A 21,094-nucleotide genomic window follows, 5' to 3' on the forward strand; every position below is an offset into this window, starting at 1 on the left:
GTTATGAGCGATCGGCTGGAAACCATTGAGGACTATTACAGAAATATCAGAGAGAACCAATTAAAAATGTTTGATTCTCACGATTTTGAATTGGGGAAATCACACTTTAATATCTCTATGCGAAGATATTGCAGCTTCAAAAGCCCGTACAATCGTCGTGATTATTACAAAATAAGCTTCATCATCGGTAAAGGAACTTTTAAATATGGACAACAGGAATTGTATGTAGACCGTCCTGCTTTGTTTTTTCCCTCTCCAAATATTCCTTATTCATGGGAATGCGATGGGGATCTGCAGGAAGGCTACTTCTGCCTTTTCAATCAGGAATTCTTTAACGGAAGTTCGGAATTCAAGCTATTTAAGAAAACATCATTATTTAAGGAATGGAGCATGCCTATTGTATTTTTGACAGAAGAACAGACTCAGTTGACAACGGTATATTTTGAACAAATGTACAAACTCAATAATTCAAATTATCCGTTTCGCTGCGGAAGTATTAAAAGTCATCTGGCGTCTGTCCTTCATCTTGCACTTGAAAACCGCGTAGAAGACGTTGATCCTGATGAACTTCCGGCAAATGTACGCCTGTACCGTCTTTTTGACGAATTGCTCAACAAACAGTTCCCTTTAGATTCTCCTGCCTATCCGCTTGCCCTTAAAACCGCATCAGATTTCGCCGAACGACTTAATGTACACGTCAATCATTTAAATTCTTCTGTAAAATCCGTAACCCAGCTTACTACCACACATATCATTAAGGAAAGGATGTTTGAGGAATCTAAAAACCTTTTAAAATACACCAACTGGGATATTGCGGAAATCGGTTACACTTTGGGATTCGATCAACCCTCTCATTTTAATAATTTCTTCAAAAAATATTCAAATACCTCACCGCTCAAATTCAAGCACGCGATTTAATTCTTTGAATTTTGTAATTTTTTCTTTGTCTTTTAAAATTGATATCAAAAATTCCCGGCTTATTTTTGTATCATTAAAAAAGAGATGAATTATGTTGAGAGAAGCATCTGAACAAAGGATCAGATTGATCACCATTATGGCTTTTATATCCATTCCATTATCGGGGTTTGTTACAGATATATATCTGCCCTCCTTCCCTTCAATGGCTAAAGGAATGCATGTTTCCGAAAAAGACATACAGATTACCCTTACCTCCTATTTGCTGAGCTACGGAATTTCCCAATTATTCGTGGGAGGAATTTTGGATAGCATCGGCCGGTATCGTCCCAAGTTAATCGCATTGTTTTTATTGGTAATTACAAGTATTCTAATCACCATGACCAATAGCATTTTACTGATTTGCCTTCTCCGTATCCTTCAGGGGATAGCCGTATCAGTGCTGGTGGTCGCTACACGGGCAATTTTTGTTGATATTTATGATGCGGAAAAAGTAAAACATTATCTCAGTTATTTTACAATTGTTTGGTCCTTAGGTCCGATTCTCGCTCCTTTTCTTGGTGGATATCTGGAAAAATTATTCAACTGGCATGCTAATTTTTACTTTCTGGCTTTTTATGCCGGAGTCATACTGCTATTTGAATGGTTTTTCAGTGGAGAAAGTCTTCCACAAAAAAAGAAACTCAATTTTTCCGAAAACATCAGCTTGTATAAAATGATGCTCCGGAACCGTATTTTTATGCTGGGCATTATTATTTTAGGATTAAGCTACTCGATTGTTATGCTATTCAATATCACGGGTCCCTTTATTATCGAAAATACTTTCCATTTTACCCCTGTTGTTATCGGATACTGTACACTAATCCTGGGGTTCTCGTGGATGATCGGTGGGTTTATCGGTAAAAAAAGAGTATCATTAGGCTTTAAAGCAAGAATACTGCAACCTATCATATTACAATTAACTCTCATTACGGGACTCATTATTATAAGTTATTTTTCTGAAAGTTTATATATCATGATCCCTTTTGCATTTTTTATTCATATTTGTTCAGGGATTCTATTTACTTCATTCTTCACAACAAGTATGCTTTATTTCCCTAAGAATGCAGGGACTGCCGGTGGACTGATGGGAGGACTGGTGTATATTATTACTTCGGTTACAAGTTTCATTATCTCCGTAAGCGGAACTGTTAGTTTACAGAAAGATCTTTCCTGGCGGTATCTAATTATTGCGATAATCCTTCTGGGTATTATTCTTACCATGAACCACACTTTACACAAAGAAAAAGCAGAGAATTGATCTCTGCTTTTTTATTTTCATACCTGCTGATTATAAAATGACCCGAATCAAATTGTTGATGCCGGGAATACAATTGTTGATGGATAATGTTTTATGCTAAAGAGTATATGAGTTAATATTGCACTGTCAAAATAAAATTATTGTAATTTCATAGAGAATACAGAAACTTATATTCCTTATTTCTCTATTTAATTAAAATGTAATTATAAAAAGCTCAAAATAAAGTATATTCATGATAACGTTCGCCAAAAAACAATGGAAGCAGATAATGATCATTCTGATGATCTATACGACGTGGAGTGTGGCGGCATTTCTATTTCTCATCCGATTACAGGGATTGGAGACCACCCTGAAACAATTCGGAACAGGAAGTCAGCTTTATATTAATTTTATTCATACTGTTGTAAAGGGAACTATTGTATACTATATTCTTATTTATCAATTGCTGATCCCTCTAATAAAAACCAGAAACTGGAAGAAAGCAATTTTACAAGGGCTTTTATTCTTTACCATACTGACCATTTATGAATACATATGGAATTTCCAGATTCAAAACCCCAAACCCACAGATCCAAGTTACGTTTCACCCAACGTATTCTTTCTCACTGCTGCATTACTTGATCTTGTTATCATTTTGATAGCCGTCTTTTTTGCCACGATAATAACTTCCAATGAAATACGTAAGCGTAAAGAAGAGCTGGAGAAGGAAAAATTAAAAGCCGAACTTGCTGCCATAAAATATCAGATCAATCCTCATTTTATTTTCAATTCGCTAAGTTTTATTTATACAAAAACCCTTAAAACAAGCCCGGAGGCAGCCCATGCGGTACATCTTCTTTCAGAGATTATGAGCTATGCTCTGGATGATTGGGATGAACTTGGAACAGTGCCTCTTGCATTGGAAATTGATCATATGAAAAAAGTTATAGAAATGAACCAGATCCGGTTCAATCATATGCTAAAAGTAAAGTATCATCAACATATTGAAACCGATGAAGCTTACATATCTTCTGTCCCGACTCTGGCATTGGTTACTTTGGTGGAAAACGCTTTTAAGCATGGGGAATTGAATGATGAAAAAAACCAGGTAACCATTGAGCTGGAAGCCACAAAAAATAAGATCTATTTCCTTGTCAGCAATAAAAAGAAGAAAGGCCCCAAAGAACCCTCAAAAGGAATAGGATTAAGCAATGTGAAGCAACGTTTACAACTCATGTACGGTGATAATCATTCCTTTGCTGTTAAAGAAGATGAAAACTATTATTTAAATGAAATAACCATAAATCTTTAAACCATGATTAACTGTATTGTCGTAGATGATGAAGCCCACGCAATAGAATTGCTCACATTGCATATTGAGCAAACACCATTTCTGAAACTTGCAGGTTCTGCTATGAATCCTGCAGAAGCTTTACAAATTTTGAATACCACGGAAGTGGATCTCATTTTTCTCGATATTCAAATGCCGGGTATGTCAGGAGTTGAATTTCTACCATTACTAAATGACAGGTATAAAGTCATCCTCACTACCGCTTTCAGAGAGTATGCTTTAGACGGATTCGACCATAATGTTGTAGATTATCTGCTTAAACCAATTTTCTTTCCACGGTTTTTAAAGGCAGTACAACGGGCGCAGGAAATTATTTCTTTATCTACAAAAGATGCAGAAGACGATTTTATCATGGTTAAGACAGAATATAAAGGAAAACTAATAAAAATTAAAACTCAGGATATTGTATACATAGAAGGAAAAGGAAAATATGTATGCTTTCACACCAAAGACGGGGAACAGATCCTGGCATTGTTAAATATCGGTGGACTTGAAAATAAATTACCTGGTGATTATTTTCTCAGAATACATAAATCATTCATCATTGCAGTCCCTTTTATTATGATGATCCATGGAAATTTAGTCCAACTCGAATTTACTAAAAACCAGATTCCAATAGGACAGACTTACCGCGAATCTTTTATGAATCAAATGCTAGGTAAAGTAATCACCAATAAAAAAGAAGAAGGCCCGGAATAGGATTACAGACAATAAACCGATATATACACAAACAATCAATTTATAAATCAAAAAAATGAGAAAATCATTATTAATCCAATCCGTTGGAGTTTTAGCCCTTTCAGCGGCAACATCATGTGCACCTTCCTATTTTGGGAAAACATATGCTGCCACCCAAAACGTAGATGTTTATTTTGATGCTGCTGATGTAAAAAGAGAACATGAAACAATGGGGACAACAGAAATCAATCAAGGCTTCAGTTCCATGGATGCTATGCAGCAAAAAGCGATTGAATTAGGCAAGTCACGAGGTGCAGACGGTGTTATTATGAAGCTGACAGAAGAGGTTACGGGAAGTTCAAAAAGTGATTTTGGAAACATGAAGAAAGGAAGCAAAAATAATACTTATACCGGTGGTTCGGTAACCACTAACATGAAAGTAAAAAAGATACAGGCTACTTTCATTAAGTATAAATAAGCCAAATGTCCTTTATTCTTATCAGGCTGCTCCTCTGGCTTCTTTCGCAGGCTTTATTCTAAAGATTAGCTGCTTTTCATTTATTTTTTAATCGTTTCAACATTATTTAACAGTTTCCAACAAAACTGCAGGAAAAGTAATGTCCGAAAATTAATAAACGTCCCCCAGACAGAAATGAAAAGTACGTGAAGCCAGTAGAGCCAGCCGTCTATATGATAAAGATGTCCTTATCCTTTAATAGTCGTTTTCATTATAAACAATTCAGATTGTTTTCATCCGAAGTCACTCGTGGCTTCGGATTTTGATAAAAAGACCTGTTCCTTAATTAATAGATGATAATACCATATACAGCTCGTTTTGGTTTTTTAGTTCCATCTTTTTATTGATCCTGTACCTTCTTGCTTCAGCTGCCCTGATCGTAGAATTGGTGTATTGTGATATTTCCTTAATCCCAAAATTCATCTTAAGAAGTGTACAGAAATTGATATCGGATATATTCAGATCAGGGTACTTGCTTTTTAGGGTAGGATAAAAATTAGGATATATTTTCTGGAATTCGATATAGAATGCATTGATATCTTCTTTAGCCAAGAGTATCAGCTCTTTTGTAATCTCTGATTTTGCATTCGGGATGTTATCTTTTACAACCGTTTTTTCAGATTTGTCAAGAACAATGGTATTTTCCTCTACTTCATCCGGTATATGATTCTGAACAGAATCCTCATCATTCTTTTTATTTTTTTGTTTGTTTTTATAATAAATAAATCCAATAAGAACTGCTACGAGAAAAATTCCCACTCCTATGGCAATGCTTGTTGTTTTTGATGAAACCTCCTGTACATTTTCAGAAACCTTTACATTTATTTTATTAATAAAGTTCACATCCCCTGATTTTTTCTTGACAAGATCAACGCTATCTATAATCCGTTTATATTTTTTTGAAAAAAAAGTAGATTGTTCAAAATCTTTCAATTCTTCATAGCATTCAGCCATCATGGCATACACCTCATATTGTTCATACCGGTTATGATCTTTTTGAGAATCCATAACGGCTTTTGAAAAGTAACTGATAGCTGCAGGATAATTGCCTGACTCTTTTTCAATGATCCCTTTATTTATTAAATTCAGGATGATAAACCTATCATCAGGAAAGGAAAGAAGAAGCTGATCAGTAATAGCAATATACTTTCTGGCCTCCTCTACCTTTTTAAAGCGTGCCAGAGAGCCAATCAGAGACTCAAGCGTACAGATTGTTGTAGCCTTCTTTAGCTTACTGTCATTACCTATTGTCAGGCATTGCGAATAAGCCTGTTTTTTAAGTCTGATAACCTCATTTTTGGAACTTTCGTTAAAATTCTCACTGATTCTCAATAGTTCAGCCTTTGCCAATGTAATGTGTATATCATTTACAAGCTTGTCATTCTTTATATTAACGAGCCTGTTATACTCTTTACATTTATTTAAAATTTGTTCTGCTGCACTTAAATGATCCAGTTGTAAAAGTACTTTGTGGTAGGATAACAAAATGCGACACATTACATTGTAATCATTTTGCTTTGTTGCCAGATCTACACCTTCATTAATTTTAGCCAAAGCGGCATCAAAATCACCATTAATCTGATAGAGTCTGGCTTCTTCAAGTATCGAATGAATCTGCCCTGGATAAAATTTCTTCTCACGGGATAAATAATAAAGAACTGTAGCATTTTTAAGCGTGAGTCCTGGATTAGTATCTCCTGTTATATAGTTTTTTTCCAACAACCGGCTTACACTATCTATTTCTTTACTGCTATTCTGCGCCCCGGTATTACTACAAAAAATAAAAAAAACAATAAAGAATAGGGATGTTTTTAATATTTTATTTTTAAGCATGTTTTTCCAATTAATTAAACAAATATATACAAATTGGTAGTTATTTTATATGACCTCTGTGTTGTCTTTCCGTCTAATTTATGCCTGTATATTTTGTGTATTTCTATGTTTTTCAATTCAACCAATATGCACTTCATGACTACAACCAATCATATTAAAAAATGCACTTACACAAATATACGTAAATTAACACATCTCTTCACAATAGGCGCTTTGAGGTTTGTTTATACGTTTTTTCCTCATAGTTTTGTGACAGGAAATTATTTAAATCAGAAAGCACAATAAAACAACAAAAGATCAACTTCAATAGAAATCACCTAAAAAAAAATTAATACAATCTCACAATTCAACTAAAAAAAACACAAATGAAAAAAAATTGCAGGTTAAAAGACTAAGAAACACATTTTAATTAATGTTCATCAAAAAAATTTCAAGAAGCTATATAGTTTTTCTAATAATAAGCAAAAAACACAAATGATGAGAAAAAGTAATAATAAGTCAGTTTTTTATAATTGATTATTCTTTGAAACTTCAAGATAATCATTAATTAGTGTTAATAGTTTTAAACTGTTTTTTATCCGGGGCCAATTGGTCCCGGATTTTTTAATCACTGTTTAAATAATACTGTACAACTTTTCCCCTAAATCAAAAGCAAAACCTATATTATTTCGTTTTCTTACAATAAACGCGAACAACAAATCGGTAGCTTCGTTTATCAAAATATTCAAAAACAACATTATGAAAAAGTTTCTCTTTAGTGTTTTAGCTTTATTAACAGCGCTGCTCCTGATCATTGGCATATTAGAACTTACCAGTTCTTATAAAGTTTCAGAAGATATCAACCGAAATGCTCCTGTTCAGACCCAACAACATATCGCTATCCATGCTTCTCCGGAAAAGATATATCAGATCATGAGTGATGTTAATCATTGGTCTGCCTGGAATAAAGACATCCAGGATCCGATAATGACGGTACCTTTTCAAAAAGGCAACAGTTTCGATTGGAAAAGTGGAGGTCTTACAATCAGATCCACTCTACACACTGCAATTCCTTATCGCAAAATCGGGTGGTCAGGTCCGGCATTCGGTGCTTTTGCAATTCACAACTGGACATTTGTTCCGAATGGTGTAAACACGACCGTTGTTGTAGATGAAAGTATGGAAGGCTGGCTTGTTACCATGATGCATAAAAAATTCCAGAGCCATCTGGAACATTCCTTACAGGAATGGTTAAGAAATCTAAAAATACAAGCCGAAAAATAGTTTTTTTTAATAAAAAAAGCCATAATTATTCTACAGATAACGAATAATTAACAAAAATAATGACATTTAATTTTAAAATCTTTATATCTTTATAGTCTAATAACCTGTGTTATTATAATCTCAACAGTTTATATACCTCTCGCTTACCCGGGAGGTTTTATAAAACTGACTACTTCCACTCTGGATTACTACAAAGAATTTATCTCACCTGTTATGAAACAGGATATATAGTCTACCTCATATACATTCTTGATCCATTGGAATTGCCTGTACGATTTTTTAAACTACTTTCGCTTTTCTGGTAATCCTGGCCAGCCATGCAGGGAAAAATCTTTTAAGAAAAACACCCAGAACTTCCTTGCCTCCTATCGCTTTCTGGTATTTTTTCTTTTCAATCGCACGAAGCATTTTTCGTGCAAATACAGGAGCAGGCATACCATTTTGAGTTGCTTCATCCATGGTTCCTTGTGAAGATCCGTCTCCGGTTACAGCATTCATTGAAATATTGGTTTGTATAAATCCCGGACAAATAATGGTGATAAGAATGTTTTCTTTATACAGTTCTGCCCGAAGTGCATCAAAAAATCCATGCAAAGCATGTTTTGCTCCCGCATAACCGCTTCGCATCGGAGCTCCGAAAATACCCATAAGGCTTGAAACGACAGCAATCTGACCACCTCCGTTCCTGATCATATAAGGAATTGTTGCCTTGGTAAGGGCCACCGTTCCAATATAATCTATATCGATCAGACGTTTATCTACTTCAATATCAGTTTCCATAGCCAGAGATCGCTGAGACAAGCCCGCATTATTAATAAGAAGATCAATACTTCCGAATTTACCTGCTGCTTCTCCTGCAACAGTAGCCATATTTTTATAATGATACAGGTCCAAGGGTAATACCGCGTACCGATTACTGGTCAGCTTTGCTTTTTGCGCAATCGCTTCCAGCTGTTCTTCTTTCCTTGATGAAAGAATGATTTTTGCGGTAGTATTTGCTGCAAGCTCCATTACCAATGCCTCTCCTATTCCGGAAGAGGCCCCTGTAATCCAAACTGTTTTACCATCAAAATAGGTGCTCATGATATTGTTCTTTATCTTTTATTTCAGCCCGGCAATATATTTTCCGGCTTTCATTCCTGAAAACAGACATCCGCCCAAAAAGGTTCCTTCCAAGGCTCGATAGCCATGCATTCCTCCTCCTCCGAAACCTGCAGCCTCCCCAGCCGCATAAAGTCCTTCTATTATTGTATCATCTTCTCTTAAAACCTGTCCATCCAGATTGGTCTTAATTCCTCCTAATGTTTTTCTTGTCAGAATATTAAGCCTTACCGCAATTAATGGTCCGTTCCGGGGATCCAGTATTTTATGTGGTGTTGCTACTCTTCCCAATTTATCCCCCAGATATTTCCTGGTACTTCTTATATAATTCACCTGAGTATCTTTTGAAAACTGGTTATCCAATTCTCTGTCCCTGGCTTCGATCTGAGATTTTACCTTTTTATAATCCAAAAGGTGATTTCCGGAAAGTTCATTCATCCTTTTAATCAGATCCTGAAGATTATCCGATACAATAAAATCTTTTCCATGTTCTTTAAAAGCTTCCACAGGACCTGGTGCTTTTTTTCCAAAGATTCTTTTAAAAAAAAGACCATAATCCTTATTTGTAATGTCAGGGTTTTGCTCGGAGCCAGAAAGAGCAAACTCTTTTTTAATGATTTTTTGTGTTAAAATAAACCACGAATAAGAAAACCCGGTATCCTGTATGTATTTCAGGGTTCCCAATGTATCAAATCCAGGTAAAAACGGTGCCGGAAGCCTGTTTCCATTCGCATCAAACCATAGGGATGAAGGTCCCGGTAATATCCTGATGCCATGATCCGGCCAAATAGGATTCCAGTTTTGAAGACCTTCCGTATAGTGCCACATTCGATCCCTGTTGATAATATCAGCTCCGGCATTTTCAGTAATCCCGATCATTTTCCCATCCACATAAGCGGGAACTCCACATACCATTTTTTCAGGGGCTTTACCTAGTCGTTGCGGCCAGTTTTTACGAACAAGTTCATGATTAGCTCCTATTCCTCCGGAAGCAATAATAACATGGGGCGCACTGTATTTGAACTGTGAAACAACAATTCTGTTGGTTGCCTCACCTCTTTCCTTATTGTCATTTTCAAGAATATCTCCTTCAATGCCTGTGACCTTACCATTTTCTGTAATAAGGTTGGTAACACGATGCCTGAACTTCATATTAAGAAGTCCCTTTGCTTGTGCTTCGTAAGCCTTTTCTACAAAAGGTTTTACAACTCCCGTTCCGGTTCCCCAGCTTACATGAAAACGGGGGACGGAGTTGCCATGCCCATCTGCGGAGCCATCTCCTCTCTCTGCCCATCCCACCATGAACATCAGCTTAATTCCCATTTTAGAAATATAATCGTACTTTTCATTAGCTGCGAAATTCAGATATGCTTCCGCCCATTGTTTCGGCCAGTAATCTTCTTTACGGTCAAAACCTGCTGTCCCCATCCAGTCCTGTTTCGCCAGTTCATAAGAATCTTTAATTCCTACTCTTCGCTGCTGAGGAGAATTAATCAGAAAAAGACCGCCAAAGGACCAGAATGCCTGCCCTCCGATATTCTGTTCTGTCTCCTGGTCGATCAATAATACCTTTTTCCCGGCGTTCGTTATTTCCATGGCAGCAGTAAGTCCTGCCAACCCGAAACCTACGATAATTGCATCTGGTTGAAATTCAATATCCATTGGTTGTAAGTGTAACAAATTCTATTAACTAAGATAATAGATTTTAAGATTATAAAAGGCCAATTAATTTAGCCTTCATTAACTTTATTCTACTTTTATTATGTTTTGAATATTATATTACAAAACAATCCAGCTATATAGGCAGTTTGGGTTTAAAAGTAAAAAATATAATGAAAGAAAAGCGGTCAATATTTTTTTATGATACTTAATTGAATATGATTTAAATCCCTTATTATTCAAAAATATCTCATAAAACAACAGAAGATTTTAAAAATTATACGCCATAAAACCACTTTAAACACGGGTTTTTCTTTATTTTATTTATTTTTTACAAAATATTATTACATCTCTTCCGTTTACTATTCACGTGACTCATGTTTGAGTTTCATGGTTATTAGTTTTTATCCTCAACTTTATGTTGAGGATTTTTTTATTATATTTGAACTTCTTGTGATTTAATCACATTTGTGTTTTTTTTAGGCCTTCTCCGGAAGGCTTTTTTATTGTCTATCGCCCTACTGTTTCCCATTTCGGACTACTTATAATAAATAATAAGAGGCTGTCATTCAAGACAACCTCTTGTATTGGTTATTAGTAAATACCCCCGACAATCTAAATTTTAGCAAATTCGTTCAGTTTACTTACTGGTTAAGTTTCGGCTAAATTACAAAAATTCATTAATTAGTGACAAATTATTATCTTTAATCTACCATTAATAAATAGTTATGTAAATAATTTAATTCACTATAATATGAAATAAAAAGCATAATATTTACATTTTCTCATTAAAAATATTGGTTAAGCTTTTCCTCTCCAATATCCAAGAGAAATACTTACGAATTCATTTTTTGAAGGATATGTCTCTTATCAGAATGATTACACTGAATAACCGGTATGAAATATGGATTACTCATTATTTACTAATGATAATAACTGGTTTTCTAAAAGGACTTTTATCTTTTAAATATTGCTTTTCTTCTTCTGTCAGGCCACTCGTTGCCAGTCCAATACTACCCGATATTTGTTCATTTTGATGATAATGCGCAAATTCAATACTGTCAATTTTTACTAATTTATCTATTCCCACATTAGTCATGTCTATCAGGTGGCTTTGATTTATTTCACCATTGATAATTTGTCCTATTAGAAAAAAGGGCCTATTGGTAATTTCTAAAACAAAATCAAGTTTAAACTGAGCTGTTACTACATAATCCCATCTATATTTGCAATACCTGCATTGCTTTGCTTTTGGTGTACGCGCAAGTTTTCCGCATTTTGGACAATTGTTAAAAAATACTTTTTCAGGGTATTCAGATATAATCCTGGTTGCTACATTTAATCTAATCTTTTCATGATCATATTCTGAAGACTCATCTGATTTTAGTTCTCCCAAATCTCCCGTTTGAATATCGGAAAAAGACATGAATGAATACATGCGATAAGTTAAGATTAACTTTTCATGATCAGTCATTAATTCGCTGAAATACGCTATGATATATCTGGCTGTTTCTTTGTCCATAAAGTAAATTATTAGGAACGAGAGTGGTATTTTTTTATCTTCACACAAGATATCCCTTTTATTTTTAGCTTCCTTCCTACTTTCTGCAGCAATCCCGTTTGCTGATTGCGTCTGAACACAAAAGCATTCCCACTGGCAGCATTCGTCACAATTAAAAATTTCCCTTCTTCATCTATTTCAAATACCCTGGCCTGTTTACCAAAAGTGGGCTGATATCCTACAGTTTTCAAAATGCCATTTTCAAGTATTGAAAAAATAGCAATATTATTTTCATTACCTCTGTTTGAGGCATACAGAAACTTTCCGTCGGGAGAAATATGAACATCAGAACTTTCGAAATTATCTTTTACTTCATTTTTATGGGTACTGATTCTCTGGATATGTTCCAATCTTCCGTTTTCATAGGAATACACATCAATCGCTCCGCCTAATTCTTCGATACAATACGCAAATTTACCATTAGGGTGAAAGGTGAAATGCCTGGGTCCCGTTCCCGCCATAGTAGGAATAAAAGCAGGCTCAGCATCATCCATTGGCTGAACCGCATCATTTTTAAATTGATAAATCCTGATCTTATCCGCACCCAGATCAGGAGCAAATACATAATCAAAGTCCGGTGAAAAAACGGTTGAATGAATATGAGAACGGTCCTGTCTTTCAGGATTGACACTTCCTTCTGAAAACTGGAACCGTTGGACCATCGGATAGATCTTTCCATTATCTGAAATTGGATATACAGAAATACTTCCTTCCGTATAATTCCCATTCAACAACCATTTACCATTTTTGTGAACAGTTACATAAACCGGATTTTCACCACCACTCTTTTGGCTATTGATAAAATTGAGTGTTTTTTTGGCAGGATCAAATTCAAAACTGCTTACACTGCCGGCATTGGGTGTTTTACTTTCCGTACAGGCAAAAATGTATTTTCCGTTGGGCGACAGGGTGACATAGGATGGATTTAGGATATTCTTTGTTTTGACTACTTTTGATAATTTCCCGGTATCTGTATTCAGCTGATATACATAGATTCCATCAGCTGCTTTGTCACGGTTAAAAGATCCAAAAAAAACATAGGTGCTTTGAGAATACATATTAATCCATCCTGAAACAGCAATGGCTATACTTATAATTTTTTTCAATTTACTTTTGCTATGCTAATGGGTTTAATAAAACTATACGATGCTTGATTCAAAACTACATCTTTTTTTATTTAAAATTTTAAAGTTCCTTTTTCAAAAGGAATTATTTTACAAAAAGTTTCGTGAAAGAACTTAGTTTTTATAAAGTCGTTCAATAATCAGTGATGAAAAATACTTCACCCCTGTTCTTATGCTTTCTTCATCCACTTGAAAATTTGGAGAATGATTCATAGCAATCATTTCTTTTTCAAAGTTGGAACCTCCAAGGAGAAAATATACACCCGGTATTTTTTGTTGAAAATAGGCAAAGTCATCATTAAAAAAAGGAACCTGTCCATAATCAGGAGAAATTGCATTGATACCGTAAATATCACGAATGGTTTTTATTGCAGTGCCGGTTAGTTTTTCATCATTGATGACCGTAGGATTTTCTTGTATAAATGAAACTGAAATAAGCTGACTTTTATAAATATCCTCCACCAATCTTTTAACTTCAGGAATTATTTCCGGAACACGTGATGCATTGGTCTCATACAGATAAGCTTCGAGAAAGAAGTGATCATTTCTAGAATAGAAACTCAACTTATCGTCCAGGATGCGATAATCTTTAAAAATAGTATTAGGGTTTATCAATCCTATATCCGGATCTATTATATGCTGAATTTCCCATGGCTTACTTCCTGCGTTCATGCGGGACAAAGAGGTATGGATTTTCCCGGTTAAACTTTTTATCTCCTCTTTTGATAATTCTTTTTTTAATTCAATTCGTATTCTTTTCTGATAAGCAAATACTTCATTCGGCTTCACTATTATTTCTCCTACCGGGAGAGCGGTTACGTGCAGACCATATATTTCATCAGGAGCTATTTTGGAAAATAAATTAGTATTCATTATTCCTTTAGCTCCCATAAAGGTTTCTTCTTCCGGTTGGAATACAAAGTAAACGGTTCCTTTTAAATGTTTTTTATTTTTAGCAAGAATTTCAGCGATTCCCAGTCCGATCGCCATATGAACATCATGACCACAGCTATGTTGAATACCTTTTGTTTCTGATTTGAAAGGCTGCGGATCCGGAAAATCATTTGAAAGTGCATCCATATCTGATCTCCAGGCTATTTTCTTTCCTTCACGTTCACCCCTTAAGATTCCTACTACTCCATACCCATATATATCCGTTTCTACCTCAAGTCCTAAGGCAATCAAATACTGTTTTAGCATCTTCTGAGTCCGAATTTCATGACCTGCCAATTCCGGATTTCTATGAAAATCTCTTCTGATCTCAACAAGTTTATTAAAAATTTTATCGGTTTCGAGCTGAATAGATTGATGGGAAAAAAACTCTTTTTTAGAGTTGGATATTACTGGCTTTTTCAGTTTTTGTGCAGAAACAACAGATACACTAAGGTAAATTAAGCTTAACAGAAGTTTTTTCATGGAAATATTTATTCTAGTTTTCTGGGATTACTCATTTATTAAATATAGACAATTATTATACTTTTCTCATTACATCTAATGTTGTTTAGCATTGCTGTAATTTTAAGAACTTGAACCTGCAACAACCAATTTAATTTTACCATCAGAAAAATGAAGATTATTATATGAATCAAAAAAACGGACAAATCACAAAATGTGATTTGTCCGTCCAAGTACTTAGGTATCAATTCCCGACTTACTTTTATAAAGCATTGCATAAAATTACATTGATCAGTGAGGCCAACTTCTATATCCCGATTGACCTATTTTGAAAATAGCTCAGATTTTAACCTCCTGCTTTTTCATCTGTGAAAAACTGAAAACCTTCTTTTTTCTCAATAAGCTGCATCGGATATAATTTGGGATTATATTCTCCATTGAGTATCTCATTCAGTGCATGTCTTTTAGACTCCCCAAATGCAACAACCAGTATGTTATCTGCATTATTGATCAATGATGCCGTTAAAGTAATTCTGAACATTTCCTGAGGTTTCAGATAGTAAGCGGATACCCACTTTTCTTTTTCATCCAAAACATTTTCTCCCGGAAATAAAGAAGCCGTATGTCCGTCATCTCCCATTCCTAAAAGAATGAAGTCGAAAATACCGTCCGGCCCAAGAACTTTTCGGATCTGTTGTTCATAGTCTTTAGCATACTCTTCAGGTGCTATACCTTCCTTATACATTGGAAAAACCTGATCTTTGTTAACCGGAACCTTATTGAGTAAGGCTTCAAAAGTCATTTTAGCATTGCTTTTGTCATCATCTAAAGGAACCCATCGTTCATCAACCCAAAAGAAATACACTTTATTCCACTCGATCTTTTCTGCATATCCGGGAGTTGCCAGCAAGTTGAAAATAGCCTTAGGAGAAGAGCCTCCGCTTAGCGCGACAACAAATTTATCGTTTTTCTCTATTGATTTTTTTGAAAGATCTACAAAGGTATCTGCTGCTTTTTTATACAGCTTATCCAGATCTTCAAATATCGTAATATTCATTTTTTTCTTTTTAAATTAATACTTGTTACACCCAGCTATGCCCCTGTCTTTCAACCAATGAAATACTGTCATCCGGTCCCCAGCTCCCCGCTTTATAATTAGGGAAAGAGGCATCTTTATTATTTTCCCACGCTTCCTGTATAGTAGTAACTACATCCCAGGCTTCTTCTACCTGATCGGAACGCATAAATAAGGTAAGGTCCCCGATAAGCGCATCCAATAATAAAGTTTCGTAGGCTTCCGGGGTATCTTCCTGACAGACAAAGTTATCAAAGATCATTTCTACCGGTTTTAGGACCAGCGAAAGCCCTGGTTTTTTGGTCATAAACTGAAGTCTGATATCCATCAGCGGCTGAATATTGATGATGAGCCTGTTTGCTGATAAAAGATGGGGACTATCCGAGAATGTGGAATGTGGCAAAGGTTTAAACTGGATCGTAATATAAGAATGCTTTTCTTTCATTTTTTTCCCGGTACGGACATAAAAAGGAACATTCTGCCACCTTTCATTATCAAGGTAGAATTTTACAGCCGCAAAAGTCTCTGTGTTGGAATCCTTAGCAATCCCATCTTCCTGGCGGTATCCCTTTATTTCTACACCGTCTATAATATTCTTTCCGTATTGGCCCCTCACCGCATAATGATCGACCTGGTCAGGAGAAATTCTACGGATTGCTTTCAGAACATCTACTTTCCGGTCCCTAATCTCCCCGGATTCCAGGGATGCAGGTGGTTCCATAGCAACCATACAGAGGATTTGCAATAAATGGTTCTGAACCATATCCCGTAATGCTCCGGTTTGCTCATAGAAAGCTCCCCGCGTCTCTACCCCCACTTCTTCGGCAACAGTGATCTGCACAGATTCTATATATTTATGATCCCATAAAGGTTCAAAAATAGAATTTCCAAATCTGAATGCCAATATATTCTGAACGGTTTCTTTTCCTAAATAATGATCGATACGATAGATCTGTTCTTCTTCAAATGTCTGTGCAAGAAGACTATTGAGCTCTATTGCCGATTGTTTATTATAGCCAAAAGGTTTTTCGATAATGATTCGGTCTTTTTTAGCATCACCGGCTAAAGCTGTATTTTTAATATGGTTTGAAATGGTAGCTATGAAATTAGGTCCGATTGATAAGTAAAACAATCTGTTGGCCCGTACACCATACACTTTATCAAAAGCCTCCAGCTTCTCATACAACGACAGGTATGAACTTTCTTCATCCAGCTGATGCTGAAAGTAGGTAATATGTGCCTGAAAGCCTGCCCAGTCCTCAGAAGTCACTTTTTTTCTGGAAAAACGCTCCAGATTTTCTTTAATATAGCTCCTGAAATATTCATCAGTATTGTCTGCTCTTCCTAGTGCAACAATGTTAAAGCCTTTTGGCATTCTGCCATCGATATACAAGTTATAAAAAGCCGGAAAAAGTTTTCTTTTTGCCAGGTCTCCTGTAGCACCAAAAATTATAATGGTTGTTGGCTGCAAGATTTTATTTTCATTCATTTTTCCGAATTTATTGATTTAGACTTTGCCAAGAAGTATGAAAAATTCCTTCTCTGTCGGTTCGCTGATAGGTATGTGCTCCAAAATAATCACGCTGAGCCTGGATAAGATTTACAGGAAGAGATGCTGTGGTATAGGCATCAAAATAACCTAAAGCAGTCTGCAGCCCTAAGCTTGGAATTCCATTAGAGGCAGCATAAGCCGCTGTTTTTCTTAATGAGCTTATTTTTTCTTTAACTATAACTGAAATATCCTGATCAAGTAAGATATTGGATAAATGAGGGTCTTGGGTGTACGCCAGATAAAATTTCTCTAACAGCACGGAACGAATAATGCAACCTCCTCTCCAGATTTTTACAACATCTTTTAACGGAATTTCAAAACCATATTCCTCAGATGCTTTAACCAGTAAAGCCAGTCCCTGCGCATAACTGATCAGGGTAGCCAGATAAAGTGCATCTCCTACTTCTTTAATAAATGCTTTAGTATCTTCCGGATTTGTTATTTCGCGGTCTGAATACAGTTTAGAAGCGCGAACCCTCTCTTCTTTATATGCTGATAATATTCTTGAAGTAACAGCAATATCAATCGTCGGAATGGAAACTCCGATTTCCATGGCTTGCTCAGAAGTCCATTTTCCTGTTCCTTTTGCCCCTGCTTTATCTAAAATCTGATCCAACAGGTATCCATCGGTTAAAGAATCTTTTTGCTGAAAAATATCCCGGGTGATTTCTATTAAAAATGAGTTCATCTCGCCGCTATTCCACTCTTTAAAAACCTGATATAGCTCATCATTGTTAAGATTAGCTCCTCTTTTTAGCAGGTCATAGGCCTCACTGATCAGTTGCATAATGGCATATTCAATCCCATTATGAACCATTTTCACATAATTTCCTGCTGATCCTTTCCCCATATATGCGGTACAGGCTTCATTATCCACTTTTGCAGAAATGGCCTCCAACATAGGCTGAAGAAGACGAAATGCTTCCAAATCTCCTCCTGGCATTATACTCGGTCCAAATCGTGCACCTTTTTCACCGCCGGAAACCCCCATGCCCATAAAATGCAGATTTTTTGAGGCCAAATCGGCAATACGTCTGTTGGTATCTTCAAAATAAGAATTTCCTGCATCAATAACGATATCGCCTTTACTTAAAAGCGGAGTCAGGCTTTCAAGAACTGCATCTACAGGCTTACCCGCCGGCACCATAAGAATAATTTTCCTCGGACTTTCCAATGCGGAAACAAAATCTTCCAGAGAACTTATCCCTTTTATTTTCATTTCTGAAGTGGCTTCAGCCTCTAATTCTTTTACTTTCGCTTCATCAAGGTCAAATCCTGCGATTGAAAAACCGTTATCAGCAATATTGTAAAGAAGATTTCTCCCCATTACACCAAGGCCGACCATCCCATAACTATATCCTTCCATTGTATTGGTATTTATTATACAAAGAATAAATTTACGCAAAGCCTATGAGGAAAAAAATAAAAGAATAGAAAAATTCCCTGACTTTTTTCATCTTCCTCATTTATAAGAAGATAGTTTAAAACAAGTTTTTACGGATAATCTTCCGATTTTTAAAAAGGAAAAAAATTCACCTTTATTCGAAATTTTACAGATATACGATCCCTACTATTGAATAACAGTCTATTTATTTCAGTATAAAGTGAATAAATATAAAATTATTTCGGATTTCTCCTCTCCTGCTTGACTAGGACCTGATAATTATGAAAATAATCTATTGAAAAATGAATGCTATTTTGTGTAATTAAATCATATATTTGCCAAAATTTAAATTCATGAACTACAAACTTGCGCTTAATACGCAGGAGCCTAACTCTAACATTGTTTTTAATACAATTATGTTTGATTCTTTTAAGATCAATATAGTTGAGAGGTATGCTGGATCAATGAATGCTCGGCCGAAATTGTGTGAAGTTTTATTCAAGGTGAGAACTTTGGATGATGATATCATCCAGAAAAGAGATGGGAATATGAGGGTAAAAATCAAGGGAGATACTTTTGATGATTATCAGAAGTTATCTCAGAAACTAAATTCTTATGAATATAAAAATAAACTGATCAACAGAAAAGATGCTGAACAGGATTACGTTCACTTTATCCTTAGTCTGGTAATTGCAAATTACGATCTCAACTAATTTTTTGTATTCTTACAATAATTTTTATTGCATATTATTCTAAATCTGTAAGAGTTATTCCTATGTTTACACCTGTCGGATTTATTAGGCTCAGGCAATACTGAATTGTCGGACAACTATTCCTTTACGTATTCATCAAGGGAAAAGCCAGCCTTATATACTGTGGAATTATGAAGACTTGCTATTTCATTTTAATTTTCTATACCGCTTTTTATGTATATTTAAAGCAAACTTTTAACTAAAATGAAACAACAATTATTCTTTAGACAGATTATCTTTCTTTATTTATTCTCCCTTTCTATTTTTTTATTCGGTCAAAATAATACCTGGCAGCCCCTGGGTCCCGATGACTCCAGCCAACCTTCGTTCGGAACTTCTGACGTTACCAGCCTTACGATGACACCAAATGGTACCCTATATTTTGGATACAGAGATTATGTGAACAATAGTAAAGCCACTGTAAAGAAGTTTAATGGTACCAATTGGGAAACCGTAGGAACAGAAGGATTTTCGGACGGCATTACATCTCAGATAGATCTCACTACAGCCCCGGATGGCACTCCGTATATTGCCTATCAGGATTATGCGAATGGGAGTAAATTGACGGTAAAAAAATTCAATGGTACCAGCTGGGAAACAGTAGGAATACAAGGATTTACGAGCAATGGTCCCATTTTTATCAGTTTAGTTATTGCCCCTGATGGAACACCTTATGTAGGATACTCAGATAATAATAACAATAAAAAAGCTACTGTAATGAAGTTTAACGGAACGATTTGGGAAACAGTGGGAACATTAGGTTTTTCAGCTGGAGATGCCCAATATGTCAATCTTGCTGTAGCACAGAATGGAACACTTTATGCAGGGTACAGAGACATTGTTAGCGGAGGCAGAGCAACCGTGAAAAAATTTAATGGTACCAGTTGGGAGACGGTAGGAACATCCGGATTCTCGGTAGATCTCAGTGCCATGTATGTAAGTCTTGTAATCGCACCTAATGGTACTCCTTATATTGGCTATTCAGATTTCAATGACAGTGAAAAAACAACTGTTATGAAATTTAACGGTACCAGTTGGGAAACAGTAGGTCCGGCACAATTTTCCGCAGGCACAGCCATTTTTACCAACCTTGCCATAGCATCGGATGGCATTCCTTACATAGCTTATGCAGACGGTACTAACAATATGAGAACTACCGTTAAAAAATTCGATAACAACAATTGGGTAACTATAGGTACACCGGGGTTCTCAGCAGGAGGGGTTAACTATAATGTTGATCTTGTTATTAGCCCGGACAATAAAAAAATAATTGCAGGATACAGTTTATCGGCATCTAATGGCGTTTTTGCCAGGTATTACGATGCAGGAGAACTGAGTATCAAAGAAACCGCAATTCTAAATTCCGGCATATATCCAAATCCTGTAAAAGGCGAGCTTAATATAAAAACAGAGAAAAAGATCAAATTATGTACTTTATTTGATATGGCAGGGAGGATCATTCTAACCACCTCATCCCAAAAGATCAATGTCTCAGTACTGACAAAAGGAATCTATATGCTGAATATCCAATTTGCAGACGGCACTTCCTTATCGCAAAAAGTGATGAAAGAATAAAACCAATGTTATTTAAATATAAAAAAGGCCTCTTAAGAGGCCTTTTGTTATGATTACAAACGTCAACTTTTAAACATTAT

17 protein-coding genes are annotated in these 21,094 nt (G+C 35.7%); 8 read left to right on the forward strand and 9 right to left on the reverse strand.

All coding sequences use genetic code 11. The features are described from left to right. Window positions 1-3 precede the first annotated feature (3 nt). The 5 genes from G9C87_RS04930 to G9C87_RS04950 all read left to right on the forward strand — a co-directional run bounded on the left by G9C87_RS04930 (window position 4) and on the right by G9C87_RS04950 (window position 4,701). Window positions 4-918 (forward strand): helix-turn-helix domain-containing protein, encoded by a 915-nt coding sequence (locus G9C87_RS04930; protein ID WP_172278741.1) that lies wholly within the window; start codon window positions 4-6, stop codon window positions 916-918. A gap of 91 nt (window positions 919-1,009) precedes the next feature. Next, entirely contained in the window at window positions 1,010-2,215 is a 1,206-nt protein-coding gene (locus G9C87_RS04935) for an MFS transporter (RefSeq protein WP_172278743.1), read from the forward strand. Window positions 2,216-2,447: 232 nt separating this feature from the next. Further along, complete coding sequence (locus tag G9C87_RS04940; protein ID WP_172278745.1) at window positions 2,448-3,506, forward strand: sensor histidine kinase; 1,059 nt, start codon at window positions 2,448-2,450, stop codon at window positions 3,504-3,506. A 3-nt stretch (window positions 3,507-3,509) separates the two neighbouring features. After that, window positions 3,510-4,244: a LytR/AlgR family response regulator transcription factor gene (locus G9C87_RS04945; RefSeq protein WP_172278748.1), complete on the forward strand. Its 735-nt coding sequence runs from the start codon at window positions 3,510-3,512 to the stop codon at window positions 4,242-4,244. A gap of 55 nt (window positions 4,245-4,299) precedes the next feature. Next, a complete protein-coding gene (locus G9C87_RS04950; RefSeq protein WP_172278750.1) occupies window positions 4,300-4,701 on the forward strand; it encodes a hypothetical protein in 402 nt (133 codons plus the stop codon). 321 nt (window positions 4,702-5,022) lie between these two features. Here G9C87_RS04950 and G9C87_RS04955 read toward each other — a convergent pair whose 3' ends face one another. Beyond that, window positions 5,023-6,573: a hypothetical protein gene (locus G9C87_RS04955; protein ID WP_172278752.1), complete on the reverse strand. Its 1,551-nt coding sequence runs from the start codon at window positions 6,571-6,573 to the stop codon at window positions 5,023-5,025. Window positions 6,574-7,311: 738 nt separating this feature from the next. Between G9C87_RS04955 and G9C87_RS04960 the strand changes: the two genes are divergently transcribed. Beyond that, window positions 7,312-7,836, forward strand: coding sequence for an SRPBCC family protein (locus G9C87_RS04960; RefSeq protein WP_172278754.1), 525 nt, complete (start codon window positions 7,312-7,314; stop codon window positions 7,834-7,836). 279 nt (window positions 7,837-8,115) lie between these two features. Here the strand turns inward: G9C87_RS04960 and G9C87_RS04965 are convergent, their stop codons facing one another. From G9C87_RS04965 to gndA, 8 genes are all read right to left on the reverse strand, one after another. Further along, window positions 8,116-8,919, reverse strand: coding sequence for an SDR family oxidoreductase (locus G9C87_RS04965; protein WP_172278756.1), 804 nt, complete (start codon window positions 8,917-8,919; stop codon window positions 8,116-8,118). Window positions 8,920-8,937: 18 nt separating this feature from the next. Continuing rightward, complete coding sequence (locus G9C87_RS04970; RefSeq protein WP_172278758.1) at window positions 8,938-10,599, reverse strand: FAD-binding dehydrogenase; 1,662 nt, start codon at window positions 10,597-10,599, stop codon at window positions 8,938-8,940. A gap of 913 nt (window positions 10,600-11,512) precedes the next feature. After that, complete coding sequence (locus G9C87_RS04975) at window positions 11,513-12,118, reverse strand: hypothetical protein (RefSeq protein WP_172278760.1); 606 nt, start codon at window positions 12,116-12,118, stop codon at window positions 11,513-11,515. A gap of 11 nt (window positions 12,119-12,129) precedes the next feature. Next, a complete protein-coding gene (locus G9C87_RS04980; RefSeq protein ID WP_317168531.1) occupies window positions 12,130-13,263 on the reverse strand; it encodes a lactonase family protein in 1,134 nt (377 codons plus the stop codon). 132 nt (window positions 13,264-13,395) lie between these two features. Continuing rightward, window positions 13,396-14,697 (reverse strand): M20 family metallopeptidase, encoded by a 1,302-nt coding sequence (locus G9C87_RS04985; protein WP_172278762.1) that lies wholly within the window; start codon window positions 14,695-14,697, stop codon window positions 13,396-13,398. 325 nt (window positions 14,698-15,022) lie between these two features. Beyond that, window positions 15,023-15,733 (reverse strand): 6-phosphogluconolactonase, encoded by a 711-nt coding sequence (gene pgl, locus G9C87_RS04990; RefSeq protein WP_172278764.1) that lies wholly within the window; start codon window positions 15,731-15,733, stop codon window positions 15,023-15,025. A gap of 25 nt (window positions 15,734-15,758) precedes the next feature. Then, entirely contained in the window at window positions 15,759-17,240 is a 1,482-nt protein-coding gene (gene zwf / locus G9C87_RS04995; RefSeq protein WP_172278766.1) for a glucose-6-phosphate dehydrogenase, read from the reverse strand. A 10-nt stretch (window positions 17,241-17,250) separates the two neighbouring features. Then, window positions 17,251-18,669 (reverse strand): NADP-dependent phosphogluconate dehydrogenase, encoded by a 1,419-nt coding sequence (gene gndA / locus G9C87_RS05000; RefSeq protein WP_172278768.1) that lies wholly within the window; start codon window positions 18,667-18,669, stop codon window positions 17,251-17,253. 371 nt (window positions 18,670-19,040) lie between these two features. Between gndA and G9C87_RS05005 the strand changes: the two genes are divergently transcribed. Continuing rightward, complete coding sequence (locus tag G9C87_RS05005) at window positions 19,041-19,400, forward strand: prevent-host-death protein (protein WP_172278770.1); 360 nt, start codon at window positions 19,041-19,043, stop codon at window positions 19,398-19,400. A 243-nt stretch (window positions 19,401-19,643) separates the two neighbouring features. After that, on the forward strand, window positions 19,644-21,014 hold the full coding sequence (locus G9C87_RS05010; RefSeq protein ID WP_172278772.1) for a T9SS type A sorting domain-containing protein: 1,371 nt from the start codon (window positions 19,644-19,646) through the stop codon (window positions 21,012-21,014). Window positions 21,015-21,094: the final 80 nt, after the last annotated feature.

The sequence above is a fragment of the Chryseobacterium sp. LAM-KRS1 genome, from assembly GCF_013184525.1.
Lineage (GTDB): Bacteria > Bacteroidota > Bacteroidia > Flavobacteriales > Weeksellaceae > Chryseobacterium > Chryseobacterium proteolyticum.

Coding starts and splice junctions, on each gene's coding strand:
- G9C87_RS04930 (WP_172278741.1), top strand. CDS start 4: ATGAGCGATCGGCTGGAAACCATTGAGGACTATTACAGAAATATCAGA.
- G9C87_RS04935 (WP_172278743.1), top strand. CDS start 1,010: ATGTTGAGAGAAGCATCTGAACAAAGGATCAGATTGATCACCATTATG.
- G9C87_RS04940 (WP_172278745.1), top strand. CDS start 2,448: ATGATAACGTTCGCCAAAAAACAATGGAAGCAGATAATGATCATTCTG.
- G9C87_RS04945 (WP_172278748.1), top strand. CDS start 3,510: ATGATTAACTGTATTGTCGTAGATGATGAAGCCCACGCAATAGAATTG.
- G9C87_RS04950 (WP_172278750.1), top strand. CDS start 4,300: ATGAGAAAATCATTATTAATCCAATCCGTTGGAGTTTTAGCCCTTTCA.
- G9C87_RS04955 (WP_172278752.1), bottom strand. CDS start 6,573: ATGCTTAAAAATAAAATATTAAAAACATCCCTATTCTTTATTGTTTTT.
- G9C87_RS04960 (WP_172278754.1), top strand. CDS start 7,312: ATGAAAAAGTTTCTCTTTAGTGTTTTAGCTTTATTAACAGCGCTGCTC.
- G9C87_RS04965 (WP_172278756.1), bottom strand. CDS start 8,919: ATGAGCACCTATTTTGATGGTAAAACAGTTTGGATTACAGGGGCCTCT.
- G9C87_RS04970 (WP_172278758.1), bottom strand. CDS start 10,599: ATGGATATTGAATTTCAACCAGATGCAATTATCGTAGGTTTCGGGTTG.
- G9C87_RS04975 (WP_172278760.1), bottom strand. CDS start 12,118: ATGGACAAAGAAACAGCCAGATATATCATAGCGTATTTCAGCGAATTA.
- G9C87_RS04985 (WP_172278762.1), bottom strand. CDS start 14,697: ATGAAAAAACTTCTGTTAAGCTTAATTTACCTTAGTGTATCTGTTGTT.
- pgl (WP_172278764.1), bottom strand. CDS start 15,733: ATGAATATTACGATATTTGAAGATCTGGATAAGCTGTATAAAAAAGCA.
- zwf (WP_172278766.1), bottom strand. CDS start 17,240: ATGAATGAAAATAAAATCTTGCAGCCAACAACCATTATAATTTTTGGT.
- gndA (WP_172278768.1), bottom strand. CDS start 18,669: ATGGAAGGATATAGTTATGGGATGGTCGGCCTTGGTGTAATGGGGAGA.
- G9C87_RS05005 (WP_172278770.1), top strand. CDS start 19,041: ATGAACTACAAACTTGCGCTTAATACGCAGGAGCCTAACTCTAACATT.
- G9C87_RS05010 (WP_172278772.1), top strand. CDS start 19,644: ATGAAACAACAATTATTCTTTAGACAGATTATCTTTCTTTATTTATTC.